Source organism: Paracoccus fistulariae (genome assembly GCF_028553785.1).
Lineage (GTDB): Bacteria > Pseudomonadota > Alphaproteobacteria > Rhodobacterales > Rhodobacteraceae > Paracoccus > Paracoccus fistulariae.
This window is the reverse complement of sequence record NZ_CP067136.1, coordinates 2181201-2206165: the sequence shown is the minus strand read 5'-3', so window position 1 is coordinate 2206165 and position 24965 is coordinate 2181201. Positions and strand designations below refer to the sequence as shown.

Sequence of the window (24965 nt, the reverse complement as noted above, 5' to 3'; positions counted from 1 at the left end):
GCAAACCTTCGCGATGGTGAAAGATCGGGACATGCGACGGTCCTGTAACAATGCCGCCGCATGATGTCCGGCCGGTTCCGGTCCATAGGCAAGCGGAAGGAGTGCAGCATGCCGACACGCCCCATTCTGGTGTTTGACGTGAATGAGACCCTGCTGGATCTGACCTATCTTGAACCGGTTTTCGACGATCTCTTTGGCGATCCGGCGGTGATGCGCGACTGGTTCGCGCAGCTGATCCTTTATTCACAAAGCCTGACCCTGATCGGCGTGAAAGAGAATTTTGCCACGCTGGCCGGGTCGGTGCTGCAGATGATGGGGCAGATCCGCGGGCGGACGATTTCCGACAGCGATGTGGCGCATCTGCGCCGCAGGCTTGGATCCATGCCCGCACATCCGGACGCGGCCATGGCGCTGGATCTGCTGCGCAGCAGCGGATTTCGCATGGTCACGCTGACGAATTCGCCGCCCTCGGACGGGCCGTCGACGCTGGATATGGCCGGTCTGGGCCATTTCTTCGAAGGCGCCTTCAGCGTCGCGCCCTCGGGCCATTTCAAACCCGCGCCGCAGACCTATCAGCTGGTGGCCGATGCGCTGCAGGCGCCGTTTTCGGACCTGTGCCTTGTGGCCTGCCATGTCTGGGACACGATGGGGATGCAGGCGCTTGGCGGCAAGGGCGCGCTGGTCACGCATGGCGTCAACGCGCCGCTGCCCGGTGCGCATGTGCCGCAGCCGGATCTGGTGGCGCCCGACCTGTCCCGGCTGGCGCAGAAAATCGTCTTGGAATGGGGCAGCTGAGGGGCCGCTGCGCCCAAGGAAAATAAATCAGTTCTGACGCAAATTTACGTATGGTTAACTTGTTGGCTGATAGCGTGTCAGCTATCCTGAAACCGGATCGTTGATGCAAGTTCAGTTCATGCCTGACACCTCATTCCTGCGGAGCAGGGGGCGCCCCCGAGGCTATGACCAGACCAGCGCAGTGGATGCCGCGATGCGCATTTTCTGGATGAAGGGATATGATCAGGCGCCGGTGGACATGTTGTGCCGGGCCATGGGGATGCCGCGACACAGCCTGTACAAGACCTTTGACAGCAAACAGGGCCTGTTTCTGGCGGCGCTGGCACATTACGCGGAAACGCGGTTGAGGCCGGTTTGGCGCGCGCTTGGTCCCAAGGGGTCGCTGGAAGAGGATCTGACCGCCTTCTTTGCCCAGATCGTGCAACTGTCCGCAGGCGATCCGCGGATGCGGGGCTGTCTTGTCTCCAGCGTGCTTCTGGAGGCCGCGACCAATAACGCCCTGCTGCAAGAAGAGTGTAACCGCAGGCTGGTCGCGCTGGAATCGCGGATCGCGGAACGGCTTGTCGCCGATGGCTGGCCGGAAGAGGGTGACTGCCCGTCACAGGTCAGCGCGTCGCTGATCGCCGCCATGGCGCGCGGGATCGTGCAGCGGGCCCGCGCGGGCCAGGATGCCGCAGGGCTGCGCCGCATCGGACAGGCAGCGGTCCGGGCGGTTGCCGGGCTGCGCGGGTAATGCCACAAGGAAAAATCATGTAACGTTTCGCCTTCTGGAACGAGTTGCTTTCAACAGTGATATGACGATCTGATCTGCTGAACCTCGGGAAGGAACCATTGTGAAACGACCTGCTCTTATAGCCATTCTTGCGCTGGTCGTCATTCTGGTGCTGTTTTTCCTGCGCGGTCAGGATCTGAGCCTTGATGGCCTGCGCGATCAGCTTGCCGGGCTGACGGAACTGCAACAGGCGCGCCCGGTCGCGGTGGCCGTGGTGTTTTTCCTGATCTATGTCGCGATCACCACCCTGTCGCTGCCCATCGCCGTCTGGCTGACGCTGGCGGCGGGGGCGATGTTCGGCTTCTGGCAGGGATTGCTGCTGGTCTCTTTCGCCTCTGCCATCGGCGCGACGCTGGCCTTTCTGGGCGCGCGTTATCTGGCGCGGGACTGGGTGCGGGCCAGGCTGGGGTCGCGGGCCGACAAGATCGAGGCGGGGCTGAAGCGCGATGGCGCCTTCTACCTGTTCTCGCTGCGCCTGATCCCGGTCGTGCCCTTCTTTGCGGTCAATCTGCTGATGGGGCTGACACCGATGCCGGTCTGGACCTTCTATTGGGTCAGTCAGGCGGGGATGCTGGCCGGGACGGCGGTTTACGTGAATGCGGGCACGCAGCTGGCGGGGCTGGACAGCCTGTCGGGGATCGTCTCGGGCCCGATTCTGGCGTCCTTCGCCCTGCTGGCGCTGTTTCCCTGGATCGCGCGGGCCGTGCTGGGCCTGTGGCGGCGGCGGCGCGTCTATGCCGGATGGGACAGGCCGAAACGCTTTGACCGCAATCTGGTGGTGATCGGCGCAGGCTCTGCCGGGCTGGTCTCGGCCTATATCGCGGCGGCGGTCAAGGCCAGGGTGACACTGGTCGAGGCGGGTGAGATGGGCGGCGATTGCCTGAACTATGGCTGTGTGCCGTCGAAAACGCTGATCCGCAGCGCGACGCTGGCGCATCAGATGCGCCATGCGGGTCACTGGGGGCTGACCGATACCCCGCCGCAGATCCCGTTCCGGCAGGTGATGGCGCGCGTGCATCAGGCCATCGCCCGCATCGCCCCGCATGACAGTGTGGAACGCTATACCGGTCTGGGGGTCGAGGTGATCAAGGGCCGTGCCAGCCTGATCGACCCCTGGACGGTGGAGATTGCCTTGCAGGATGGCGGCACGCAGCGTCTGAGCACCCGCGCCGTCATCATCGCCACGGGCGCGCGCGCCACCATGCCCCCCTTGCCGGGTCTGGATCAGGTCGATCCGCTGACCTCGGACACATTATGGGACCGGCTGTCGGATCAGGACCATCCGCCGCGCCGTCTGGTGGTTCTGGGCGGAGGGCCGATCGGCTGCGAACTGTCGCAGGCCTTCGCCCGGCTGGGATCCGAGGTGACGCAGATCGAAATGGCGCCACGGCTGATGATCCGCGAGGATGAAGAGGTCTCGGACCTCGTCGAGGAGTACTTGCGCAGGGATGGCGTGACCGTGCTGACCGGGCACAAGGCGGTCGGCTGCGGCGCGGATGACGGCAAGTGGATTGAGGTCGAGGCCGATGGTCAGACCCGCCGCATCACCTTTGACCAGATGATCGTTGCCGTGGGGCGCAGCGCCCGGCTGGAAGGGTTCGGTCTGGAAAAGCTGGACATCCCCGCCGGTCGCACGGTCGAGGTGAATGAGTTTCTGGAAACGCGCTTTCCCAATATCCTTGCGGCGGGCGATGTGGCCGGGCCGTTTCAGTTCACGCATACGGCCTCGCATCAGGCTTGGTTTGCCAGCGTCAATGCGCTGTTCGGGATGCCGAAGCGCTTCAAGGCCGACTACCGGGTGATCCCCTGGGCCACTTTTACCGATCCCGAGGTCGCCCGCCTCGGCCTGTCCGAGGCCGAGGCCCGCGACAAGGGCATCGCGGTCGAGGTGACGCGCTTCGATCTGGCGGAACTGGACCGCGCCATCACCGACGGAGCCGCGCATGGGTTCGTCAAGGTGCTGACCCCGCCCGGCAAGGACCGCATTCTGGGCGTCACCATCGTCGGCGATCATGCGGGCGATCTGATCGCCGAATTCGTGCTGGCGATGAAACACGGGCTGGGCCTGAACAAGATCCTGGGCACCATCCATATCTATCCCACCTGGGCTGAGGCCGCGAAATCCACCGCCGGCGTCTGGCGTCGCGCCCATGTCAATCCGCGTGCGCTGGCCCTGCTGGAACGGTTTCACGAGTGGAGGCGCGGATGATCGACGCCCGGCTTCTTCCGCTGCAACGCGCGGCGATGCGCCCCCTGGCGACGGTGCTGGCAGATCGTGGCGTCAGCGCGGATTCGATCAGTGTGGCAGGGTTCGCGATCGGCATCCTGGCCATCCCGGCACTGGCACTGGGCTGGTTCTGGCTGGCGCTGCTGCTGATCCTGCTGAACCGTTTCATGGATGGGCTGGATGGTGCCGTGGCGCGTCGCGTCGGTCCCACGGATCGCGGTGCCTTTCTGGATATCGCGCTGGATTTCGTCTTCTACGCGCTGGTGCCGCTGGGTTTTGCCTTTCACGATCCGGCGGCGAATGCGCTGCCCGCCGCCGTACTGATCGCGGCTTTCGTCGGCACAGGCTCTTCCTTTCTGGCCTTTGCCGCCATCGCCGCCCGCCGGGGCGAGACGGCAGAGGCATTCCCGCAAAAGGGCATCTATTATCTGGGCGGGCTGACGGAGGGGTTCGAGACCATCGTGACCTTTCTGCTGATGTGCCTGTTGCCCGATCTGTTCCCGATCCTTGCCTGGATCTTTGCCGCAGCCTGCGCGGTGACCACACTGTTGCGCTGGCGCATGGGCTGGACAGCCTTCCGCCGACCCTTGAAGGAGACCCGATGAAACCCCTGCTTTCCGCCATGCTCGCCCTTGGCCTGTCCCAGTCCCCCGCGCTTGCCGAGGACTGGCAGACCACCCTTGACGCCGCCAAGGGTCAGACCGTGCATATCCACGCCTGGGGCGGGGATGAGCGCACCAATGCCTTTCTGGATTGGGTCGGCCAGCGCACGCAAGAGCGTTATGGTGTCGGCTTGCGGCATGTGAAGCTGACCGATACGGCCGAGGCTGTCGCCCGCGTGTTGGCCGAAAAGACCGCAGGCCGGGATGAGGGCGGGCAGGTCGATCTGATCTGGATCAACGGGCCGAATTTCCTGGCGATGAAGCAGCAGGGCCTGTTGCACGGGCCCTTTGTTCAGAATCTGCCCAATGCGGAATATCTGGACCTGTCGCCGGGATCGGCCAATAGCGTCGATTTCACCGTCCCGGTTGAGGGGCTGGAATCGCCCTGGCGGCTGGCGAAATTCGTCTTCAACTATGACAGCGCCCGCATCGACGCACCGCCTGCCGATATGGCGGGCTGGGTCGATTACGCGGCGGCGAACCCCGGTCGCATCACCCATCCCGATCCGGCGAATTTCATGGGCGCGACCTTCCTGAAACAGGCGCTGGTCGAATTGGCGCCCGAGGGCACCGACCTGTCCGTGCCGCCCACCGATGACAGCTTTGCCGCAGCCACCGCACCGCTGTGGGATTGGTATGACGCCTTGCGCCCGAACCTCTGGCGCGAGGGTCAGTCCTTTCCCGAAAACCAGTCGGTCCAACAGCAATTGCTGAACGATGGGGAAATCGACGTGCATATGTCCTTTGATCCGGCCTCTGCCGCGGCGGCGATCCGTGATGGTCTGCTGCCCGAAACCGTCCGGGTGCATGTCCCGCAGGCGGGCAGTATCGGCAATGTCAGCTTCGTGGCCATCCCCTATAACGCCGCGAATATGGCCGGGGCCAAGGTGGTCGCCAATACGCTGCTGGATCCCGAGGTCCAGGCCCGGATGCAGAATATCGAGGTTCTGGGATCGTTTTCCGTGCTTGATCCCGCGCGTCTGGACGACAAGGCGCGCGCCGCCTTTGCCGAACTGCCCAGCGATCCGGCTTTGCCCGCACTGGATCAGCTGGGGCCGGTCCTGCCCGAACCGCATGCCGATTGGATGACACGCCTGACGGCCGAGTGGCAGGCCCGCTATACCAGATGAGATCGGCGCGGCTTTTGCGCGCAGGTGCCGGGCTGGTCATTCTGGGCGGGTTGATCCTGCCTGTCGGTCTGGGCCTTGCGCATAGCCTTGGCGCCGGTTTCGGGCATTTCCCGGCACTGGGGGCCGTGGGGCCAAGCCTGCAGCCCTGGCAGGATCTGGCCGCGATGCCCGGCATGGCCCGCGCCGCTGTTCTCAGCCTGTGGACCGGGCTGACGGCAACTGCGCTGTCGCTGCTGCTGGCGGTCGGGGTGCTGGCGACCTTGCACGGCCGGATGCGGCGGCTGCGACCGTTGCTGGCGCCGCTGCTGGCGGCCCCGCATGCGGCGGTGGCGATCGGGCTGGCCTTTGTGCTGGCGCCGTCGGGCTGGCTGGCCCGCGCGCTTGCGCCGCTTGTGGGCTGGGCGCGCCCGCCGGATCTGGCGACGGTGGGCGATCCCTTCGGGCTGGCGCTGATCCTTGGTCTTGTGGTCAAGGAACTGCCTTTCCTGCTGCTCCTGCTGCTGGGCGCGACGACGCAGATCCCGCTGCGGCAGCATCTGGCGGCGGGGCGAAGCCTTGGTTACGGCCGCGCGGCCTGCTGGCTGTGGCTGATCCTGCCGCAGCTTTGGCCGCTGGTGCGGCTGCCGGTGATGGTGGTGCTGGCCTTCTCGATCTCGGTCGTGGACATGGCGCTGATCCTGGGGCCGTCGAACCCGCCGACGCTGGCGGTGCTGGTCGCCCGCATGTTTGCCGACCCGGATCTGAGGGCGATCCTGCCCGCCTCGGCCGGGGGGCTGCTGCAACTGGCGCTGGCGCTTGCGGCCTTTGCGCTGATCCTTGGCACGGCGCGGCTGCTGGCCGGTGCCGGGCGCGCGATCCTGCGGCAAGGACGGCGCGCGGTTTGGGCGGACCCCCTGCTGATCCTGCCGGTCGCCGTGGCCGGTGCGATGATGCTGCTGGCCGGGCTGGCATTCGCGGCGCTGGCCCTCTGGTCGATCAGCTTTGCCTGGCGCTGGCCGGATCTGTGGCCTGCCTCGCTGTCGCTGCGGGTCTGGGCCGATGCCGCACGCTGGTCGGGCACGGTGGCCACGACGGCGCTGATCGGCGCGGTTGCCACATCGCTGGCCCTGCTGACCGCGATCCTGTGGCTGGACAGCGGCGACCGGCTGGGGCGGCGCGGGCAAGAGGGCTGGCTGCGCGCCGCGATCCATATTCCCCTGCTGCTGCCGCAACTGTCCTTTCTGATCGGGCTGGCCGGGCTGATGATCCTGGGGCCGCTGCCCCCCATGGTCGCGGTGATCTGGGGGCATTGGCTGTTCGTCTTTCCCTATGTGATGATCGCGCTGGCGGGTCCGTGGTCGGCGCTGGATCCGCGCTTGGACCGCAGCGCCGCAGCGCTTGGCGCGGGGCCGTGGCGGCGGCTGTGGCAGGTCAAGCTGCCCGTCTTGCTGGCGCCGATCTGCACGGCCGCGGCGGTGGGCTTTGCCGTCTCGGTGGCGCAATATCTGCCGACGCTGTTTCTGGGGGGCGGCCGGGTCGAGACGCTGACGACCGAGGCTGTCGCCCTGTCTTCGGGCTCTGACCGGCGGGTGGCGGCGGTGCATGCGGTCTTGCAGGCGGTGCTGCCCTGGGCGATCTTTCTGGCGGCGCTGATCCTGCCCGCCGCGCTGCATCGCAACCGCCGCGCCCTGAAAGGAGCCGCATGACCCTGATCCTGGACCAGCTTGGCGTTCTGACCCCGGACGGTCAGGCGCTGTTCCGGCCGCTGACATTGCAGGTCGCGCCAGGCGTGGTCACCAGCATCACCGGGCCGTCGGGGATCGGGAAATCGACATTGCTGGCGGCGATTGGTGGCCACCTGCCGCCGGATTTCCGCGCCACCGGGCGGGTCACGCTGGACGGTCAGGACGTGCTGGCCCTGCCGGCCGAACGGCGCAGTATCGGCATGATGTTCCAGGAGGCGGTGCTGTTCCCTCATCTGTCGGTCGCGGATAATCTGGCCTTCGGCCTGTCCGCGCGGGTCCGGGGCAGGCAGGCCCGGCGTGACGCGGTTGCACAGGCGCTGGAGCAGGCGGGGATGGAGGGTTTTGGCCCGCGCGATCCCGCCACCCTGTCGGGCGGTCAGCGCGCGCGGGTCGCGCTGATGCGGACGCTTCTGGCGCAGCCGCGCGCGGTGCTGCTGGATGAACCTTTTTCGGGCCTCGATCCCGACCGGCGCGACGCGATCCGCCGCTTTGCCTTCGACACCATCGCCCGCGCCCGGATCCCGGCGCTGCTGGTAACCCATGACAGCGCCGATGCGCAGGCCGCCGGCGGGCCGGTGCTGACGCTCAGCTAAGCGTCAGGCCCGAAATGCTGGCCTGCAGGGCGCTGTCCGTGTCGTCGTTATCGGCGGAAACGGCCAGCCCGACCAGCGTGCCAGGGGCCTGACCGAAGGCGCGGGCGTAATCGACGGCCAGATCGGCCCGCGCCTGCGCCTGTCCCGTCCCCGAGGGGCGCAGCGCAATGGTCACGCCGCGCCCGCCCAGATAGGGGCTGGGGATGGCGCTGCCCGCCGCGTGATTGCCGCCCCAGACATAGATCAGCACCCGGGCCGAACGATTGGACAGCAGCCTGCGGGGAGAGGTATCGGGCGACAGCCGCGCCGCCGCCTGCGGGTCCATAAAGACGAAATACAGCGCGATATTGCGATCATCCCCGCCCTTTCGCGACAGATCGGTGGGCGGAACGCTGCGGCTGACAGACCAGGACCAGCGGGCAGTGCGGGCGGCGCGCGCGGCCTCGGGCGCGGGCAGATAGATAAGTGAGGATCCGCCCTGCCCCTGGATCGTCAGGGTGCCGCCGCCCAAGCCAAAGCGGGTCGGGGTCAGGCGCGGAAATTTCAGCGCCTTCCAGCGACCGTCAAAGGCAATCGGGACGGCCTGTGCGGCCGCAAGGCGCAGCGGCATCAGCGTGGTGGCAGCGGCGGCCAGGAACAGGCGGCGTTTCATCTGGGGTCCTCCTCGGTGTCGTCCTTGGTGACGATACGGTCGGCGCGGGCTGAAAGTTACGCGCGGACACTGTTTCGTGAAGCGCGCCTTGCCGCTTGACTTGCCGGGTGATCCGCGAAAATCACGCCTTCATGCGATGGCGAATTGTTCTTCTGTTCCTGTTTCTTGCGCTGATGGCCCTGCCGCTTCTGGCGCATCTGTGGAATTCGCGCGGCGCGCCGCCGCCCGACCCACAGCCGGGTGCCCTGCGCGTCGTGACGCAGAACAGCCATTACATCATGCTGGATGCGCCGGATGACGATCCCTGGTCCGTCGCGGGCTGGCAGCGCCGTCGGGGTGCCATGGCCAGCCAGTTGCGTGATTTGCAGGCCGATCTGATCGCCTTTCAGGAGATGGAGAGCTTTCGCCATGGCGGCGATGGCAGCATCAATCTGGCCCGCGACGATCTGCTGGCCGCGCTGCCGGAATTTGCCGCTGCGGCCAGCGGCGATTGGCGCAGCTTCCCCTCGACCCAGCCGATCTTTTACCGCCGTGACCGGCTGGAGCTTTTGGATCAGGGCTGGTTCTTCTTTTCAGAAACCCCCGATGTGATCTATTCGCGGACCTTCAACGGATCCTATCCAGCCTTTGCCTCTTGGGCGCGGTTTCGCGACCGGCAAAGCGGGCAGGCGCTGCGGGTGATCAATGTTCATCTGGATTTCAGCAGCGGCGAAAACCGCATGCGCTCGGTCGATCTGATTGCCCGACGGATCGCGCCCTGGATCGCGGCCAAAGAGGCCGTGGTGCTGGCGGGCGATCTGAACGCGCTTTGGCTTAGCCCGACGGTGGGGGTGTTGGAGCGCGCGGGTCTGTCGCTGACGGCCATCAAGGGCAGCAGTTTCCATTTCAATCGGGGGCTGAACCTTTACGGGGCCATTGATCACGTCATGGTCAATTGCGCGGTCACGCTGACCGACAGGCCGGTGGCCCTGCGAAAGCGCCCGGATGGCGCATGGCCCGCCGATCACTATCCGGTGCTGGCCCAGATCCGTCTGGATCCGGGGAACTGCCGCTAAGCGCGCAGGCTGCGCAGAAAGCGGCGGTCGATGCGATCTTTCCAGCGCCACAGCCAGCGCCCGTGCAGCGTCACCCCGTGCCATTCGGCCAGCGCCCTGCCATCGCCGAGCGAGATGATCTTCAGATAGTCGCGCTGCGGGTCATAGCGGGTCAGCGTCTGCCCGCGATGCAGCGCGATCAGGTTCTGCGCCAGCACCGGCCCTTGCCGGACGGCATAGACGCCCACCTTTGGACGTGGCGCATGGGTCATGGCCGCGCTGTCGCCTGCCGCCAGAAGGGTCGCGTGCCCCTCGACCTGCAGGGTCGGGCCGATGCGGACAAAGCCCGCCTGATCGACCGGCAGATCCCGCGCCAGCCACTCATGCGGCCGCGCCCCCGCCAGCCCGATGGTCAACCGGCTGGCAATGCGCGCGCCATCGGTCAGGATCACCGCATCATGTTCAATGCGCGCCACGCGGGCATTGGTCAGCAGGCTCACCCCGGCCCGGCTCAGCGTGGCGGTCAGATACCCTCTGGCCCGCGCGCCCAGACTGGCCGCAATGCGCGGGCCAGCCTCGATCAGCGTCACGGGGCGGGACTGGCGCAGGGCCAGCGCAATCTCGGCCCCCGCGACGCCACCGCCAATAATGGCGGCAGGGGCCCGCGCCGGTGTCCGGGCCAGCCTGTCGGCGAACCCGTCCAGAGGCTTGATCGGCACGGCATGTTCGGCAAAGCCCGCGATTTCCGGCATGGCGCTGTGACTACCAAGGTTAAGCGCGGCCAGATCATAGGGGATTTCTTCGCCGTCGAGCAGCTGCACCCGCTGCCTGACCGGATCAATCCCGGTGATGCGGCCCTGCCGAAAGGTGATCCGGTGATCATCCGCAAAGCGGCGCAGGTCGACCTGTGGCTGATCGGCGCGGTAATACCCCGCGATCATGCCCGGAAACATGCCCGAATAGGTCGCATGCGGCGCCGCATCGATCAGCGTGATCCGCGCTTCGGGCAGCGCCGCGCGCAAGGGCCGCGTGGCCAGCAGATTGGCATGGCCCGCGCCCAGCAACAGAAGATGCGGCGGTTGTTCTGAGGGCACGGCGGGTTCCTTCTGCTGGGCCGGTTGTTGCAAACTGGCCCGGCTTGCTCAAGTCTGGCAACGCAAAGGTGATCCGTCGCGCCCGTCGTGGGCCGGAACCCGACCCGCGCGGGCCACGTTCCTGCGCCATGACCAAGGAGGAGGAAGAACATGTATCGGATTTTCGCCGCGATCGCCGTCTGCCTGACCGGCACCGCCGCCCTGGCCGAGGAATGGGTGGTCAAGACCAGCCCGCATGACGTGGCCACCACTGCCGACCGGCTAGAGGCGGTGATCGCGGAAAGCCCCGCCTCTCTGGTCGCGCGTGTGGATCATCAGGCCGCCGCCGCCAAGGCCGGGCTGGAGATGCAGCCCGCCACAGTGCTGATCTTTGGCAACCCGGCGATGGGCACCCCGCTGATGCAGGCCGATCCGCGCGTCGCGCTGGACCTGCCGCTGAAGGTGCTGATCTGGCAGGACGGAGAGGGCACCAGCATCGGCTATCTGACGCCGGATTCCCTTGCCGAGCGCTATGATCTGGCCGACACCGAAGAGCTTCGGGCCAAGGTCACGCAGGCGCTGGATGGTCTGACGGACAAGGCGATTGCGGAATAGGCCGCATCTTTTCGCCGTCAGCACGCGCTTAGCCACGCGACGGCAGAAACCGGCGCGCGCGATCACTCGGTCGTTTCTGCGCCGCCGGTCGATGACCGTCAGTAAGCCACGTTGAAGATCGTGCGGAAATGGCGTGGGGTTTCCGCCTCATCCAGCATGGCTATGGCGAAATCCTCGGCGCTGATGTGGCTTGGGGCGCCCGTGTCATCCGTCAGCATCGTGCGCCCCGACAGGCGGAAGCTGCCGGTCCGTTCGCCCGGTGCGATCGTCCCGCCCGGCGCCAGAACGGCGAAGTCGGTATCTGCATCGACCAGCCGTGCATAGGCGCGGCGCATGCCGGTGGCTTCGGGCAGGATGGCCTTTGGCGCGTCGTCAAGCGCGCTGCTGCCATCGGGCATGTTCAGCGAAGAGCCGCCGCCGACCATCAACAGGCGCTTCCCGGTGGCTTTCTGCACCGCGATCAGCGCCTCGGTAAAGGCCAGCGCATCGGCCACGGCATCGTCGCTGTTGCGCGGGCTGACGGCCGAAATGATGACATCGTCGGCCTGTGCCTGCGGGATGACCGCAGCCGCCGAGGTCACGTCCAGTGCCACGGGCGTCACCGCCGGATGGGCCGGCAACCTGGCGGGGTCGCGGACCGCCGCGGTCACCGTATGGCCGCGCGACAGGGCTTCGTTCAGGATCCGGCTGCCCACCATGCCGGTGGCGCCGATCAACAGGATATTCATCGTCATGTCCTTTCGGTTTCGGTATCGCCCGGATCAACCCCAGGTCATCTCGCCCATGGCGACCCGCGCGCCGATATCCAGTGCGGGCATCATCCCCAGATCTGGATAAAGCGCGGTCATCGCGGCGATCAGTTCGGCGCTGTCCTTGGCCCTGGCCACTTCCCTTTCAAAGTTGCGCAGATAGTCGCGGGTGAATTCCAGCGCCGGGATGCCGGAATTGCCCGGATGCGCCCCGTGACCGGCGACGACCACGTCCGGATTGCGCGCGATCAGGGCGTCCAGTTCCGCGATCCATTTCGCCCGATCCCCGGGGGTGGGCGTGTCAGCGGTCCAGACATGCAGGTCATCGAAGACATAGACGCCGCCAAGGACCGCATCCAGGCTTGGCACGTAAAGGTAACGGCGGTCGGCCATGGTCGCCGATGTCACGATCTGGATCTGCGCGCCCTCAAGCGTCAGCGTGGCGCTGTCGTCGATCTGCGGGAAGGTCAGATCGTTCATGGTTTGCGGGCCGTTCTGGCCCAGCACCGGCCCCCAGGCCTCCAGCTTGGCCTGCGCCTTCTGCCGTATCAGCGCGACCGTATCCGAGGCCGCGATCACGCGGGCATCCGGATAGGCGGCGACGATGGGCTTCAGGCTGAAGTAATAATCGGGATCGTTGACCGAGACATAGATCGTGGTCAGTTCCTTGCCCGAGGCTTTCAGCGCCGCGACCACGGCCTCGCCCCCGGCATAGGTGAAGCTGCCATCGATCAGGATGGCCTCTTTCTGGCCGGTCAGGATCACCGGGGCGCGGAAGAAATCATCCTCCCCGCCGCGCAGCGCGGTCCAGTCCGGCGTGGTCGATGCCAGCGACAGGCGCGACATCAGCGGCAGGGTCGCGACCGAGCCGAGGCCGATCAATGCGGAACGTCGTGTCATCTGGGTCATGTCATATCTCCTTGCGTCTAGGGCAGGATCTAGCGGTCCCCATTTGTCATCGAAAGACATATGATATTGAATGACTGTATGCTAAAAGCTAACATACCAACATGGATCACAGGAACAACTTCAACCGCCTTGCCTATTTCGTGGCCACGATCGAGGCGGGCACGATCACCGGCGCGGCCCTGACGCTTGGGATCAGCAAGGCGGTAGTCAGCAAGCAGCTGCAATTGCTTGAGGATGAGGTCGGCACCTTGCTGCTGTCGCGCAACACGCGGCATCTGCAACCGACCGAGGCGGGGCTGGCCTTTTACGAGGATGCCAAATCGGCCCTGACACAGGCGAACAACGCCTATGAGCGGGTGCAGCAGAAGCACAGCGAACCGCGCGGCCTGTTGCGCATCGCGGCCCCGGTGGATTACGGCATCGCCTTTGTCGCCCCCTTCGCCGCGCGCTTTCGCGAGACCTATCCCGACGTGACCATCGACCTGACGCTGGATGATGAACGGACCAATATCATCGAGGGCCGGTTCGATCTGACATTTCGCGTCGGTTGGCTGTCGGATTCCAGCAATCTTGCCCGCAGGCTGCTGGACTTCGAAGAGATCGCCGTCTGCGCGCCCGCGACATTTCAGAAGGCCGGGGTGCGCAGCCCCGCAGATCTTTCGGCCCTGCCCTTCGTGTCAAGCAAGGCCCTGGCGGGCAAACGGGTGTGGGAGTTCACCAAGGGCGACATCAGCGAGGTCGCACAGCCGGTCACGGTCGCAGAGATCAGCAACACGCTTGCGATCCGCGCCTTTGTCACGGAAAGCTATTCCTACACCATCATGCCCGACTTCATGCTGCGCGAGGATATCGCGCAAGGCAGGTTGAAACGCCTTGTGCCAGACTGGTCGCAGCGCCGTGGCGGCGTCTATACAGTCACGCCGCCGGGCAGAGTGCGGTCGAATGCCCTGCAAAAATTCATCGATCTGGCACATCGCCAGAAAGGCGTCTTTGTCCGATGATGGCTCGGCGCGGGCGTTTTCTTCCTGCTGATCAATGCGCAGGGGCGGGCATCCTCCGCACGCGCCATGACCCCACCCGACACCAAGGCGCGCAAGGGCCCCCGGACTATGCTATCATCAGGTGAGGCGGGGCTGAGATCATGGGCGCTTCAAGATTGCTGGCTTTGTCGGGCGGTTCGATCACGGCTGGCGGGCCTGCGGCTGACGCGGACAGCCCGGCCCGAAGCGCGGGATAAGACCATGCCATCCACCAAGCCGCTCAATCCGCTGCTGACCTATAAATTTCAGGTCTATTTCGCTGATGAGGGCGGTATGCCGCTGTTGGGTATGACCAGGATGAGCAGGCTTGGTCGGCAGATCCGCAAGGCCGGTTTCCACACCGGCGGCCAGATGCGCAGCCCGGCCGCAGAACTTCAGCGCGGGATCGCGCAAGAGGCGGTGACATTCGAACAGGGGATTTGCCTCAGCGACGGGCGGCTGGAAGGCTGGGTTCGGGGTGCAGCAGGTTGTCGGGCCACGCCCAGAGATTTGCGCGTCGATGTGATGAACGCGCAGGGTGAGATCGCTTCAGGCTACATCCTTGCCGCTTGCCGGGTCAGCGAATATCGGGCGCTGCCCCAGCTGGATGCGCAAAGGTCGGGCGTGACTGGTATTGCGGTTCTCACCGTCCAGCCGGTGGGCTGGCGGCGCGCGGAAAAGGCGGGGTGACGCCCGGCCCCCCGCGCAGGATCAGAAGTGGTTTTCCCGTTTCGGCGCGTCGCTGTCCTCAACCTCATCCATCAGGCTGTTTTCGGCGGAATCGCCATAGGTCGCCCAATGCATGTCCTCGCCGGGATCGGGCAGATCCTCGGCACGCCAGGTCAGGTGCAGGTTGGTCTTGGCGATCATCAGCCCGGTGATCGGCGCGGTCAGGAACAGGAAGATCACGATCAGCAATTCGTGCCAGCTTGCCCGTTCGCCGAACCCGAAGAACCACAGCGCCGATGCGATCAGGATCCCGCCGACGCCCAGCGTCGCGGCCTTTGTGGGCGCATGAAGCCGCGTCATCTGATCAGGCAGCTTGACCAGCCCGAAAGACCCGACAAGGCCGAAGATCCCGCCAATGACCAGAAAGGCGGTGATCAGGATTTCCAGTGCAAATTCCATCATCCCACCCCCCTATTCGATGACATCGCCGCGAAGCAGGAACTTCGCATAGGCCACGGTCGAGATGAAGCCGACCATTGCAAAGAGCAGCATGATCTCGAAATACATGGTGGTCCGGAAGGTGATGCCGAACAGCGCAATCAGCGCGATGAAGTTGATCGACATCGTGTCCAGCGCCAGAATCCTGTCGCCGACGCCCGGGCCGACGATGATGCGATAGGCGCAGAACAACTGACCGATCCCGAAACAGATGAAGGCGAAATACAAAGCATAGTTGATCATTCGAAAATCTCCTTCAGGCGCGCCTCGTAGCGGGTCTTGATCTCGTCGATGACCTCTTCCGGTTCGGGGGCATGCAGGCAGTGCACCAGCAGCGCGTGCCCGTCCTGCGACAGATCGGCGCTGACCGTGCCGGGCGTCAGCGTGATGGTCGAGGCCAGCACGGTGATCGCCTCGGGTGAGCGCAGGTCAAGCGGGACGGTGATCCATGCCGGCTGCAGCTTGTGATTGGGCTTGAACAGCACGATCATCGCGACCTGAATATTGGCCACGATGATATCCCAGATCACCAGCAGCACATAGCCCGCGATCTTTGCAGGGCTGCGCAGACGCGCGCGGTCCGGCCAATAGGGCGCGGTCAGGATGGGGATGGCGATGGCCAGGATGATCGCGAAGACCAGCGATCCCCAGGCAAAGCGGTTGACCAGCAGAATCCAGACCAGCACCAGCGTCACAGACAGGTAGGGATGGGGAAAGAGCCTGCGGATCATTTCGTGCCCTCCTGGTTTTGCAGGATAGAGTCGATATAGGGCGAGGGCTGCGTCAGCTGGGCGGCCGTATCCTGCAGGTAATCGGTGACCGGCCCGGCGAAAATGGTCAGCAGGGCGGTGCCCGCCAGCAGGGCGACAAGGGCCGCGAAGGACAGCCAGGGTGCGGCGGAATCGTCCACGTCCTGAATCGGCTCGTCGGTTTCCAGCTTCACCGGAATCGCGCCACGCTGCGGGCGGGCGCCTTCGTCGGTGTCATTGCCGGGCTCGGGGTCAAGCTCGTGCGATTTCCAGAACAGCATGGAACCCGCGCGGCTGAAGCCGATGATGGCAATGACCGAGGTGATCAGGATTGTCGCCCAGATGCCGTTGCGCCAGGGATCGGTCCAGGTCGCGTCAAGGATCATCAGCTTGCCGATGAAGCCTGACAGCGGCGGCAGGCCGACCGTGGCGATGGCCGAGGCAAAGAACAGCGCCGAGACCAGCCCCGTATTGCGGATCGCCGGGCGCAGGCGCAGCCAGATATCGCCGCCGCGCCGGGCCGCGATCATGTCCACCACCAGAAACAGCGCGGCCCCCGCCAGCGTCGAATGGATCAGGTAATACATGCCGGCCGTCAGCCCGCCTGCGGTAAAATCCGCGATCGGGATCAGCAGCGTGCCGATCGAGGCGATCGCGGCAAAGGCCGCAAGCCGCGTCAGGCTGCGCGTGCCCATGACGCCGATCTGACCCAGTGTCAGCGTGATCAGCGCGGCGGGCAGGATCAGGTCGCTGGCCAGCGTCTCGACCACGGAATCGCCGGGAAAGACCAATGTGAAAAAGCGGATGATGGCATAGACGCCGACCTTCGACATGATCGCGAACAGTGCGGCGACCGGGCCGGGGGCGTTGGCATAGGTCGAGGGCAGCCAGAAATGCAGCGGCACGATGGCGGCCTTGACCGCAAAGACCAGCAGCAGCAGCACCGCGCCGGTGCGCAGCAGCGCCGTATCTTCGGGCGGCATGACGGCGACGCGGGCGGCCATATCGGCCATGTTCAGCGTGCCGGTGGATGCGTAAAGCGTGCCAAGCGCGGCCAGAAACAGGGCGGAACCGGCCAGGTTATAGCTGATATATTGCACGCCCGCGCGCAGGCGCATCGGGCCGCCACCGTGGATCATCAGGCCATAGCTGGCGATCAGCAGCACCTCGAAGAAGACGAACAGGTTGAAGGCGTCGCCCGTCAGAAAGGCGCCGTTCAGACCCATCAGCTGGAACATCCACAGCGCATGGAAGTGCCAGCCCTTGCGATCCCAGCCGGATCCGATGGCGTAAAGCTGCACCACCACGGCCAGCACGGCGGTCAGCACCAGCATCAGCGCCGCCAGCCGGTCCAGCATCAGCACGATGCCAAAGGGCGCGGTCCAGTTGCCCAGCCGGTAGACATAGATATCGCCGCTGATGGCGTCGTGATGCAGCAACAGCGCGACGCCAAGGATCAACAATCCGCTGAGGATACCGAACACGCGCTGCAACAGCAGATCGTGGCGCATCCACAGCACCATCAGCGATCCCATCAGGGCCGGAAGAAGGACCGGAGCGATCAGCCAGTGGGTCATGCGGTCTCTTCCTCGATCTTCGGATTGTCGTCGATGGTTTTCAGCGGCGGCATCTCCCGGTCATCCAGCGGCATGTTGATGCGGTCATCTCCGCCTTCGACGAAGGCGCCCAGCGACATCATCACCACGACGGCGGTCATGCCAAAGCCGATGACGATGGCGGTCAGCACCAGCGCCTGCGGGATCGGGTCGGTATAGATCGCCATGCTGGCGGTTTCGCCGTGATCCTGCAGGATCGGCGGGCGGTTGACGACCAGACGGCCGCTGACGAACAGAAAGGCGTTGATGGCATAGGTCAGCATGGTCATGCCAAGAATGACGGCAAAGGTGCGCAGGCGCAGGATCAGATAGATCGCCGCCCCCATCATCGCGCCAAGGGCGGATGCTACGAGAAGCTCCATCAGTGGGCTCCTTTCTTCTGTTCGTCGCTCAGGTCGATATCCATCGGCTTGCGGTTGATCGTGCTGCCGGTATGGCGCGCGATCCGGCTGAGCGAGTTCAGCATCAGCATCACCGCGCCCACCACACACAGGAACACGCCAAGGTCGAAGCCCATCGCGGTTGCCAGCTCGAATTTCTCGATCCCGGGCAGCTTCACATAGCCATAGGCCGAGGTCAGGAAGGGCTTGCCCGCGAACCAGGCGCCGATGCCGGTCACACCGGCCGCGACCACGCCCGCCCCGATCAGCACGTGATAGGGGATATAGCGCCTCTGCTGTGCCCAGGCATAGCCCGAGGCCATGTATTGCATCACCAGCGCGATCGACACCACCAGACCGGCGACAAAGCCGCCGCCCGGAAGGTTATGCCCGCGCAGGAAGATATAGAGCCCCACCACCAGCGAGATGGGCAGCAGCACCCGCGTGGTGATCACCAGCATCAGCGGATGGCGGTCGCCCGCGCGGGACTGGGTATGTTCCCAATTGCGCAGACGCCGCGAGGAACGGCCCTGCAGCAGGGTCTGGGTCAGGGCAAAGATGGCCAGCGCGGCGATGCCCAGCACGGTAATCTCGCCAAAGGTATCATAACCACGGAAGTCGACCAGAATGACGTTCACCACATTGGTGCCGCCGCCGCCCTTATAGCTGTTTTTCAGCATGTAATCGGCGATGCTGGGCATGGTGAAATCGCTGCGCATGATGACATAGCTCAGCGCGCCAAAGGACACCCCTGCCAGCGTCGCGATGAAGGCATCCCAGCCACGGCGCACGACCGGCGTTTCCACCGCCGTGCGCTTGGGCAGGAAGTTCAGCGCCAGCAGCAGCAGAACGACCGTCACCACCTCGACCGAGGCCTGGGTCAGCGCCAGGTCGGGGGCCGAGAAATAGGCGAAGAAGGCCGAGGTCATCAGCCCGACGATGCTGATCAGGATCAGCGCCAGCACGCGCACGCGGTGGAAGGTCACCATGCAGCCCGTGGCGATCAGGATCAGCATCCAGTTGATGAAGGGCACCGGATAGATCGGCAGCATCGGGCGGTCGGTCGGTCCGGCCTGTCCCGAATACCAGGCCAGCATGCCACAGAAGATCACCGTCAGCGTGAAGGCCGCCAGCGCCCGGGGCATCGAGCCGGTATTCAGATTGTTGGTGACGGTCCGCGACAGACGCACCATGGCCAGCACGATGGTGTCGAAGATCGCCTTTGCCTCGGGCCGCGGGGCCGCATTCCAGGCCGCCAGCAGCGGCTTGTGCATCCAGACAAGGATTGCGCCGCCGATGGTGGCGATCATCGACATATAGACGGCGGCGTTCCAGCCATGCCACAGGGCCAGCTTTTCATGTTGCGGCGTCCCCGTGACCGCGCTGGCCGAAGCATCGACCAGCCAGCCGGCCATGGTGTTCGGGAACAGGCCGATCAGGATGACCAGAACCACCAGCAGCCCGGGGCTGACCCACATGCCAAAGCCCGGATCATGCGGCTTGTGCGGGTAGTCATCGCGCTGTGGCCCCAGGAAGACCTGGACGATGAAGCGGAAGGAATAGCCGACCGAGAACAGCGCCGCCGTGGTCGCGATCACCATGAAGGCGGTGCGGGCAAGTTCCAGATGGCTGGTTTCATACAGCATCATCTCTTTCGAGATGAAGCCGTTCAGCGGCGGAATGCCCGCCATGGACAGCGCCGCGATGGTGCCGATGCCGAAGGTGATGGGCATCAGCTTGCGCAACCCGCCCAGCCGGGCAATGGACCTTGTCCCGGCCTCGTGGTCGATAATGCCCGCGGTCATGAACAGCGCCGCCTTGAAGGTGGCGTGGTTGATGATGTGGAACATGGCGGCAAAGGCCGCAGCCTCGGTCCCGAAGCCAAGCAGCATCGTCACCAGACCCAGATGGCTGACAGTCGAAAAGGCCAGCAGCGCCTTGAGATCGTCCTTGAACAGCGCGATGAACGCGCCCAGCAGCATGGTGATCAGGCCCGTGGTCGAGACAATCCAGAACCATTCCGGCGTGCCCGACAGCACCGGCCACAGCCGCGCCATCAGGAACAGGCCCGCCTTGACCATGGTGGCGCTGTGCAGATAGGCCGACACCGGCGTCGGCGCGGCCATCGCGTGGGGAAGCCAGAAATGGAACGGGAACTGCGCCGATTTCGTGAAGGCCCCGATCAGGATCAGGATCAGCGCGGGCAGGTAAAGCGGGCTGGACTGAATCGCCTCTTTCGCCAGCAGGATCTGGCTGATGTCATAGCTGCCCGCGATATTGCCCAGAATCAGCATGCCCGCGATCATCGCCAGCCCGCCCGTCCCGGTCACCGTCAGCGCCATCCGCGCGCCCTGACGCCCGGCGGGCAGGTGCCGCCAATAGCCGATCAGCAGAAATGAGGACAGCGAGGTCAGTTCCCAGAAGATCAACAGCAGCAGGATGTTATCGGACAGCGCGATGCCGACCATCGCGCCCTGAAACAGCATCAGATAGGTATAGAATTTGCCGATCGGGTCGGTGCGCGACAGGTAGAAGCGCGCATAGGTGATGATCAGCAGCCCGATTCCCAGAATCAGGATCCCGAACAGCAGCGACAGCCCGTCGATGCGGAAATTCGCATTCAGCTGTATCAGGGGAAGCCAGTTGAACTTCGCGGTAATCACCTCGCCGCGCATGATGGCGGGGGTGTGCAGGACCAGCCCCAGAAGGGCCAGGAATGTCGTTGTCCCGCAGGCGGTTGCCGCGACGTCACGTCCGGAACGGATCAAAAGCCCGGGCAAAAGCGCACCGATGAATGGCAACATGGCAATCAGGACTGGTGACATTCGACCTCGATCCGCTGGCGTTGTTTTACTTTTGCTTGCTCTTTGTGTTTCCCGTCGCGCAACGGGTGTCAAGCAAATGCCGCGCGATTATCTGTTCCCCCTAGGCGATGTTCGCCTTTCGTGCTAACCCGGTGAAAAAGACGAAGGGGCAGGCATGAGGGTTCTTGGGATCGATCCCGGATTACGAAACACCGGCTGGGGTGTTATCATGGTTGACGGGCCGCGCTTGCGCCATGTCGCGAATGGTGTGATCCAGACGAAGGCGGATGGCAGTTCGGCCGATCTGGCGCAGCGTCTGTCGCAGCTATATCGCGGGCTTTGCGCAGTAATCGCTGCCCATGCACCGGATCTGGCGGCGGTCGAGCAAACCTTTGTGAACAAGGATGCGGTCGGAACGCTGAAACTGGGTCAGGCCCGTGGGATCGCGCTTCTGGCGCCGGCGGAGGCGGGCGTGCCGGTGGGCGAATATGCCCCGAATGCGGTCAAGAAAACCGTGGTCGGCGTCGGTCATGCGGGAAAGGAACAGGTGCAGCATATGGTTCGGGTGCAATTGCCGGGCGTGAGATTCGAAGGCCCGGATGCCGCCGATGCCCTGGCCATCGCCATCTGTCACGCTCATCACATGCAGGGACGCTCGATCCGTGAGATTCGCGCCAAGGGGGCCGCATGATCGGGCGCCTGGCGGGGGTGATCCTTCATCGGGGCAGCGATCAGGTGATGATCGATGTCCGTGGCGTGGGTTATATCGTGCATGTCAGCGACAGGACGGCGGCGGCGCTGCCGCCCGTCGGTCAGGCCGTGGCGCTTTATACGGATCTGCTGGTGCGCGAGGATCTGATGCAGCTTTTCGGCTTTCCGACCATGCTGGAAAAGGAATGGCACCGGCTGTTGACCAGCGTTCAGGGCGTGGGGGCCAAGGTGTCGCTGGCGGTGCTGGGCACGCTTGGCGCGGATGGGCTGTCGCGGGCGATCACGCTGGGCGACTGGGCGGCGGTTCGCAAGGCCCAGGGTGTCGGGCCCAAGCTGGCCCAGCGGATCGTGCTTGAGCTGAAAGACAAAGCCCCGGCGATCATGGCGCTTGGGGGCGATCTGACGGTCGATGCAGGCGCAGGAGCGTCAGGCGCGGGCATCGAGCCCGCGCCTGACGCCGCCTCTGCTGCGGCCTCGATGGCCGCGGCAGAGGCGCGCCCCCCCGCACCCAAAGCATCGTCATCGGCCCGTGCGGTCTCCGAGGCGCTGTCGGCGCTGACCAATCTGGGCTATGCTCAGTCCGAAGCCGCCGCCGCCGTGGCCGAGGCACAGGGTGCGGAACCCGATGCCGCCACGCCTGCGTTGATCCGCGCGGCGCTGCGCCTGTTGGCGCCGAAGGGTTAGGCAGTCAGGAGAACGCGCCATGCACGGAAACGCCAAGGTCTTTCTATTGATGGCTGCCCTCACCGCGCTGGTGATGGGTCTGGGCTGGATGATGGGCGGCAAGGGCGGCGCAATCATCGCGCTGCTGATTGCCGGTGCCGGGAATATCTATACCTGGTGGAACAGCGACAGGATGGTTCTGAACCAGCAGGGCGCGATCGAGATCACACCGCAGCAGGGCGGCGATCTGCACGCGCTGACGCAGGAGCTGGCACAGCGCGCGGGTCTTCCCATGCTAAAGCTTTACCTGCTGCCGACGGAACAGCCGAACGCCTTCGCCACCGGCCGCAATCCCCAGAATGCCGCCGTTGCGGTCACGCAGGGCCTGCTGAACGGCCTGACCACCGAAGAAATCGCAGGCGTCATTGCCCATGAACTGGCGCATATCAAATATCGCGATACGCTGACGATGACGATCACCGCCACGATGGCCGGGGCCATCGCGATGATGGGAAACATGTTGATCTTCACTGGCGGGCGCGACAATCGCGGCGGCGGGATCGGTGCCATTCTGGCGATGATCCTTGCCCCCCTGGCCGCGACCATAGTGCAACTGGCGATCTCGCGGGCGCGCGAATACGAGGCCGATGCCGAAGGGGCGCGGATCTGCGGTCAGCCGATGGCGCTGGCCTCGGCCCTGGCCAAGATCGCGCGAATGGCCGGGCGCACGGTGAACCTGCCTGCGGAACAGAACCCGGCCTCGGCCGCGCTGTTCATCATCAACCCGCTGCATGCGATGCGCGTGGACCGGCTGTTCACCACCCACCCGCCGACCGAGGAACGGATCGCCCGGCTGCATGCGATGGCGCGCGGATGACCCAACCTGATCCCACATTGCGTCCCGAGCCGCTGGAAAACGAATCCGAGGATCGCGCCCTGCGCCCGCAGGCCCTGACCGATTTCGTCGGTCAGGCCGAGGCGCGGGCCAATCTGCGCGTCTTCATCGAAAGCGCCCGGATGCGCGGCAAGGCGATGGATCACACGCTTTTCTTCGGCCCGCCCGGTCTGGGCAAGACCACGCTGGCGCAGATCATGGCGCGCGAGTTAGGCGTGAATTTCCGCATGACTTCTGGTCCGGTTCTGGCGCGCGCGGGCGATCTGGCCGCGATCCTGACCAATCTGGAAGCGCGGGACGTGCTGTTCATCGACGAGATCCACCGCATGAACCCGGCGGTCGAGGAGGTCCTTTATCCCGCGATGGAGGATTTCGAACTGGATCTGGTCATCGGTGAGGGGCCGGCCGCGCGGACGGTGCGGATCGAGTTGCAGCCCTTTACGCTGGTCGGCGCGACGACGCGTCTGGGCCTGCTGACCACCCCCTTGCGCGACCGTTTCGGCATCCCCACCCGGCTGCAATTTTACGAAATTGCCGAACTGGACCTGATCGTCCAGCGCGGGGCGCGGATGATGGGAATCGACGCCGATCCCGATGGCACGCTGGAAATCGCCCGCCGCGCCCGCGGCACGCCGCGGATCGCAGGACGCCTGCTGCGCCGCGTCATCGATTTCGCGCTGGTCGAGGGCGATGGCCGGCTGAACCGCCAGATTGCCGATGCCGCACTGACCCGGCTGGGGGTCGATCATCTGGGCCTCGACGGCGCCGATCGCCGCTATCTGACGCTGATGGCCGAACATTACGGCGGCGGCCCGGTCGGGGTCGAGACGCTGTCCGCCGCCCTGTCCGAAAGCCGCGATGCCATCGAAGAGGTGATCGAGCCCTATCTGCTGCAACAGGGCCTGATCGCGCGCACACCGCGCGGGCGGCAACTGGCAGCCCGGGCATGGAAGCACCTTGGGCTGGCCGCACCCGTCGCGCCGGGGCAGCAGGCGCTGTTTGAGGATTAAGATCTTTGATCCCCGGCGCTGCTGCCGCCCAACAGTCCTGACAGCCTCTTGAACATCTTATTCGCGCTGCGTGGCAGGGCGGCCCATCAATGCCCGCCGTGCCTTGCCGCAACCGACAAGGGGCTGAGGTCTGGCCCTCACATCACCCTCTTCTCAAGGGTTTTTCCTTTTCTATCTGGCATGTGCCCTGCAACGCGTGCAAGGGATGGGCACGCCATGCGCATGACGGAAAGGAACCGCGCCCATGCTGGATTATATCGTCCTGATCACGGCAGGTTTTGCTGCGGGCATCCTGAATGCGGTGGCGGGGGGCGGCACGTTTCTGTCCTTTCCGGCGCTGGTCTGGGTCGGCGTGCCGCCGATCATGGCCAATGCCACCTCGACCCTTGCCGCGACCCCCGGCTATATCAGCAGCGCATGGGCCTTTCGCCACGACGTGCGGGCGCAGGGCGCGCTGAGCCTGCGCGACATTCTGGCAATTGCCGTCCTTGGCGGCTTTCTGGGGGCGCTTTTGCTGCTGGTCACCTCGCCGCAGGCCTTTTCGGCGCTGGTGCCTTGGCTGCTCTTGCTGGCGACGGTGCTGTTTGCCGCCGGTCCCTGGTTGCTTGCATCCGTGCGGCGCAAGGGCGGGGCAGGTCCGGGAAGGATCGGTTCGGCGGCGCTGCTGCTGGCAGTCACCATCTATGGCGGCTATTTCAATGGCGGCCTTGGGATCATGCTGCTGGCGGTTTTCGGCCTGATCGGCTTCACCGATCTGAACACGATGAACGGGCTGAAATCGCTGATCTCAGCGCTGCTATCCGTTGTGTCGGTCGCGACCTATATCGTGGCCGGGCTGATCGACTGGCACTATGTCGTGCCACTGGCGGCCGCCTGCGCTCTGGGCGGCTATGTCGGCGCCATCTTTGCCCGCCGCGTCACGAATCCGACCCTGCTGCGCGCCTTCATCACGCTGGTCGGCGTCCTGATGACCATCGCGTTTTTCGTGGCATAAGCGGTGCTGGCAAGCTAGCAAG

The 24965-nt window shown here is 65.1% G+C and carries 26 protein-coding genes; 16 read left to right on the top strand and 10 right to left on the bottom strand.

The window, feature by feature from the left end; translation table 11 throughout:
* Nucleotides 1-108 precede the first annotated feature (108 nt).
* The 7 genes from JHX87_RS10870 to JHX87_RS10840 all read left to right on the top strand — a co-directional run bounded on the left by JHX87_RS10870 (nt 109) and on the right by JHX87_RS10840 (nt 7903).
* Nucleotides 109-795, top strand: coding sequence for a haloacid dehalogenase type II (locus tag JHX87_RS10870; RefSeq protein ID WP_271884922.1), 687 nt, complete (start codon nt 109-111; stop codon nt 793-795).
* A 193-nt stretch (nt 796-988) separates the two neighbouring features.
* Nucleotides 989-1528, top strand: a complete 540-nt coding sequence (locus JHX87_RS10865; RefSeq protein WP_272833672.1) for a TetR/AcrR family transcriptional regulator — start codon at nt 989-991, stop codon at nt 1526-1528.
* A gap of 100 nt (nt 1529-1628) precedes the next feature.
* A complete protein-coding gene (locus tag JHX87_RS10860) occupies nt 1629-3776 on the top strand; it encodes an FAD-dependent oxidoreductase (RefSeq protein ID WP_271884925.1) in 2148 nt (715 codons plus the stop codon).
* Nucleotides 3773-4399, top strand: a complete 627-nt coding sequence (locus JHX87_RS10855) for a CDP-alcohol phosphatidyltransferase family protein (protein ID WP_271884927.1) — start codon at nt 3773-3775, stop codon at nt 4397-4399. The genes JHX87_RS10860 and JHX87_RS10855 overlap by 4 nt, the downstream gene beginning before the upstream one ends.
* On the top strand, nt 4396-5586 hold the full coding sequence (locus JHX87_RS10850; protein WP_271884929.1) for an ABC transporter substrate-binding protein: 1191 nt from the start codon (nt 4396-4398) through the stop codon (nt 5584-5586). The genes JHX87_RS10855 and JHX87_RS10850 overlap by 4 nt, the downstream gene beginning before the upstream one ends.
* Nucleotides 5562-7271 (top strand): ABC transporter permease, encoded by a 1710-nt coding sequence (locus JHX87_RS10845; RefSeq protein WP_272833671.1) that lies wholly within the window; start codon nt 5562-5564, stop codon nt 7269-7271. The genes JHX87_RS10850 and JHX87_RS10845 overlap by 25 nt, the downstream gene beginning before the upstream one ends.
* Entirely contained in the window at nt 7268-7903 is a 636-nt protein-coding gene (locus JHX87_RS10840) for an ATP-binding cassette domain-containing protein (protein ID WP_271884933.1), read from the top strand. Before JHX87_RS10845 ends, JHX87_RS10840 begins: the two co-directional genes overlap by 4 nt.
* Here JHX87_RS10840 and JHX87_RS10835 read toward each other — a convergent pair.
* Nucleotides 7896-8555, bottom strand: coding sequence for a DUF3047 domain-containing protein (locus JHX87_RS10835; RefSeq protein ID WP_271884934.1), 660 nt, complete (start codon nt 8553-8555; stop codon nt 7896-7898). The genes JHX87_RS10840 and JHX87_RS10835 overlap by 8 nt on opposite strands.
* A gap of 131 nt (nt 8556-8686) precedes the next feature.
* Here JHX87_RS10835 and JHX87_RS10830 point away from each other — a divergent pair, with 131 nt between their 5' ends.
* Entirely contained in the window at nt 8687-9610 is a 924-nt protein-coding gene (locus tag JHX87_RS10830) for an endonuclease/exonuclease/phosphatase family protein (protein WP_271884936.1), read from the top strand.
* On the opposite strand, the gene JHX87_RS10825 is transcribed toward JHX87_RS10830, so the two are convergent.
* Nucleotides 9607-10683 (bottom strand): FAD-dependent oxidoreductase, encoded by a 1077-nt coding sequence (locus JHX87_RS10825; protein WP_271884937.1) that lies wholly within the window; start codon nt 10681-10683, stop codon nt 9607-9609. The two genes, JHX87_RS10830 and JHX87_RS10825, sit on opposite strands and share 4 nt — an antisense overlap.
* Before the next feature lie 150 nt (nt 10684-10833).
* Between JHX87_RS10825 and JHX87_RS10820 the strand changes: the two genes are divergently transcribed.
* The gene (locus JHX87_RS10820; RefSeq protein WP_271884938.1) at nt 10834-11277 is read left to right on the top strand and encodes a DUF302 domain-containing protein; all 444 of its coding nucleotides are present in this window, start codon (nt 10834-10836) and stop codon (nt 11275-11277) included.
* A 98-nt stretch (nt 11278-11375) separates the two neighbouring features.
* On the opposite strand, the gene JHX87_RS10815 is transcribed toward JHX87_RS10820, so the two are convergent.
* Both JHX87_RS10815 and JHX87_RS10810 read right to left on the bottom strand, forming a co-directional pair.
* Nucleotides 11376-12005, bottom strand: coding sequence for an NAD(P)-dependent oxidoreductase (locus JHX87_RS10815; RefSeq protein ID WP_271884939.1), 630 nt, complete (start codon nt 12003-12005; stop codon nt 11376-11378).
* A gap of 33 nt (nt 12006-12038) precedes the next feature.
* Entirely contained in the window at nt 12039-12935 is an 897-nt protein-coding gene (locus JHX87_RS10810; RefSeq protein ID WP_271884940.1) for an MBL fold metallo-hydrolase, read from the bottom strand.
* A 101-nt stretch (nt 12936-13036) separates the two neighbouring features.
* Between JHX87_RS10810 and JHX87_RS10805 the strand changes: the two genes are divergently transcribed.
* Together JHX87_RS10805 and JHX87_RS10800 are read left to right on the top strand one after the other, a co-directional pair.
* A complete protein-coding gene (locus JHX87_RS10805; RefSeq protein WP_271884942.1) occupies nt 13037-13936 on the top strand; it encodes a LysR family transcriptional regulator in 900 nt (299 codons plus the stop codon).
* A 240-nt stretch (nt 13937-14176) separates the two neighbouring features.
* Complete coding sequence (locus tag JHX87_RS10800) at nt 14177-14644, top strand: phage tail protein (protein ID WP_271884944.1); 468 nt, start codon at nt 14177-14179, stop codon at nt 14642-14644.
* Nucleotides 14645-14665: 21 nt separating this feature from the next.
* On the opposite strand, the gene JHX87_RS10795 is transcribed toward JHX87_RS10800, so the two are convergent.
* From JHX87_RS10795 to JHX87_RS10770, 6 genes are read right to left on the bottom strand one after another with little or no spacing between them, the layout of a single operon-like run.
* Nucleotides 14666-15082 carry a Na+/H+ antiporter subunit G gene (locus tag JHX87_RS10795; RefSeq protein WP_271885356.1) on the bottom strand — a complete coding sequence of 139 codons (417 nt, stop codon included), beginning with the start codon at nt 15080-15082 and terminating at the stop codon, nt 14666-14668.
* 12 nt (nt 15083-15094) lie between these two features.
* Nucleotides 15095-15364 (bottom strand): K+/H+ antiporter subunit F, encoded by a 270-nt coding sequence (locus JHX87_RS10790; protein ID WP_271884946.1) that lies wholly within the window; start codon nt 15362-15364, stop codon nt 15095-15097.
* Nucleotides 15361-15852 carry a Na+/H+ antiporter subunit E gene (locus JHX87_RS10785; protein ID WP_271884948.1) on the bottom strand — a complete coding sequence of 164 codons (492 nt, stop codon included), beginning with the start codon at nt 15850-15852 and terminating at the stop codon, nt 15361-15363. The genes JHX87_RS10790 and JHX87_RS10785 overlap by 4 nt, the downstream gene beginning before the upstream one ends.
* A complete protein-coding gene (locus JHX87_RS10780; protein WP_271884949.1) occupies nt 15849-17447 on the bottom strand; it encodes a monovalent cation/H+ antiporter subunit D in 1599 nt (532 codons plus the stop codon). The genes JHX87_RS10785 and JHX87_RS10780 overlap by 4 nt, the downstream gene beginning before the upstream one ends.
* Entirely contained in the window at nt 17444-17848 is a 405-nt protein-coding gene (locus JHX87_RS10775; protein ID WP_271884952.1) for a Na+/H+ antiporter subunit C, read from the bottom strand. Before JHX87_RS10775 ends, JHX87_RS10780 begins: the two co-directional genes overlap by 4 nt.
* On the bottom strand, nt 17848-20691 hold the full coding sequence (locus tag JHX87_RS10770) for a monovalent cation/H+ antiporter subunit A (RefSeq protein WP_271884954.1): 2844 nt from the start codon (nt 20689-20691) through the stop codon (nt 17848-17850). The genes JHX87_RS10775 and JHX87_RS10770 overlap by 1 nt, the downstream gene beginning before the upstream one ends.
* A 154-nt stretch (nt 20692-20845) precedes the next feature.
* On the opposite strand from JHX87_RS10770, the gene ruvC reads away from it, so the two are divergent.
* The 5 genes from ruvC (at nt 20846) to JHX87_RS10745 (ending at nt 24943) form a co-directional block, all read left to right on the top strand.
* The gene (gene ruvC / locus JHX87_RS10765; protein ID WP_271884956.1) at nt 20846-21361 is read left to right on the top strand and encodes a crossover junction endodeoxyribonuclease RuvC; all 516 of its coding nucleotides are present in this window, start codon (nt 20846-20848) and stop codon (nt 21359-21361) included.
* Nucleotides 21358-22065 carry a Holliday junction branch migration protein RuvA gene (gene ruvA / locus JHX87_RS10760; protein WP_271884957.1) on the top strand — a complete coding sequence of 236 codons (708 nt, stop codon included), beginning with the start codon at nt 21358-21360 and terminating at the stop codon, nt 22063-22065. Before ruvC ends, ruvA begins: the two co-directional genes overlap by 4 nt.
* Before the next feature lie 19 nt (nt 22066-22084).
* Nucleotides 22085-22921 (top strand): M48 family metalloprotease, encoded by an 837-nt coding sequence (locus tag JHX87_RS10755; RefSeq protein WP_271884959.1) that lies wholly within the window; start codon nt 22085-22087, stop codon nt 22919-22921.
* Entirely contained in the window at nt 22918-23949 is a 1032-nt protein-coding gene (ruvB, locus tag JHX87_RS10750) for a Holliday junction branch migration DNA helicase RuvB (RefSeq protein ID WP_271884961.1), read from the top strand. Before JHX87_RS10755 ends, ruvB begins: the two co-directional genes overlap by 4 nt.
* Before the next feature lie 244 nt (nt 23950-24193).
* Nucleotides 24194-24943, top strand: coding sequence for a sulfite exporter TauE/SafE family protein (locus tag JHX87_RS10745; RefSeq protein WP_271884963.1), 750 nt, complete (start codon nt 24194-24196; stop codon nt 24941-24943).
* Nucleotides 24944-24965 lie beyond the last annotated feature (22 nt).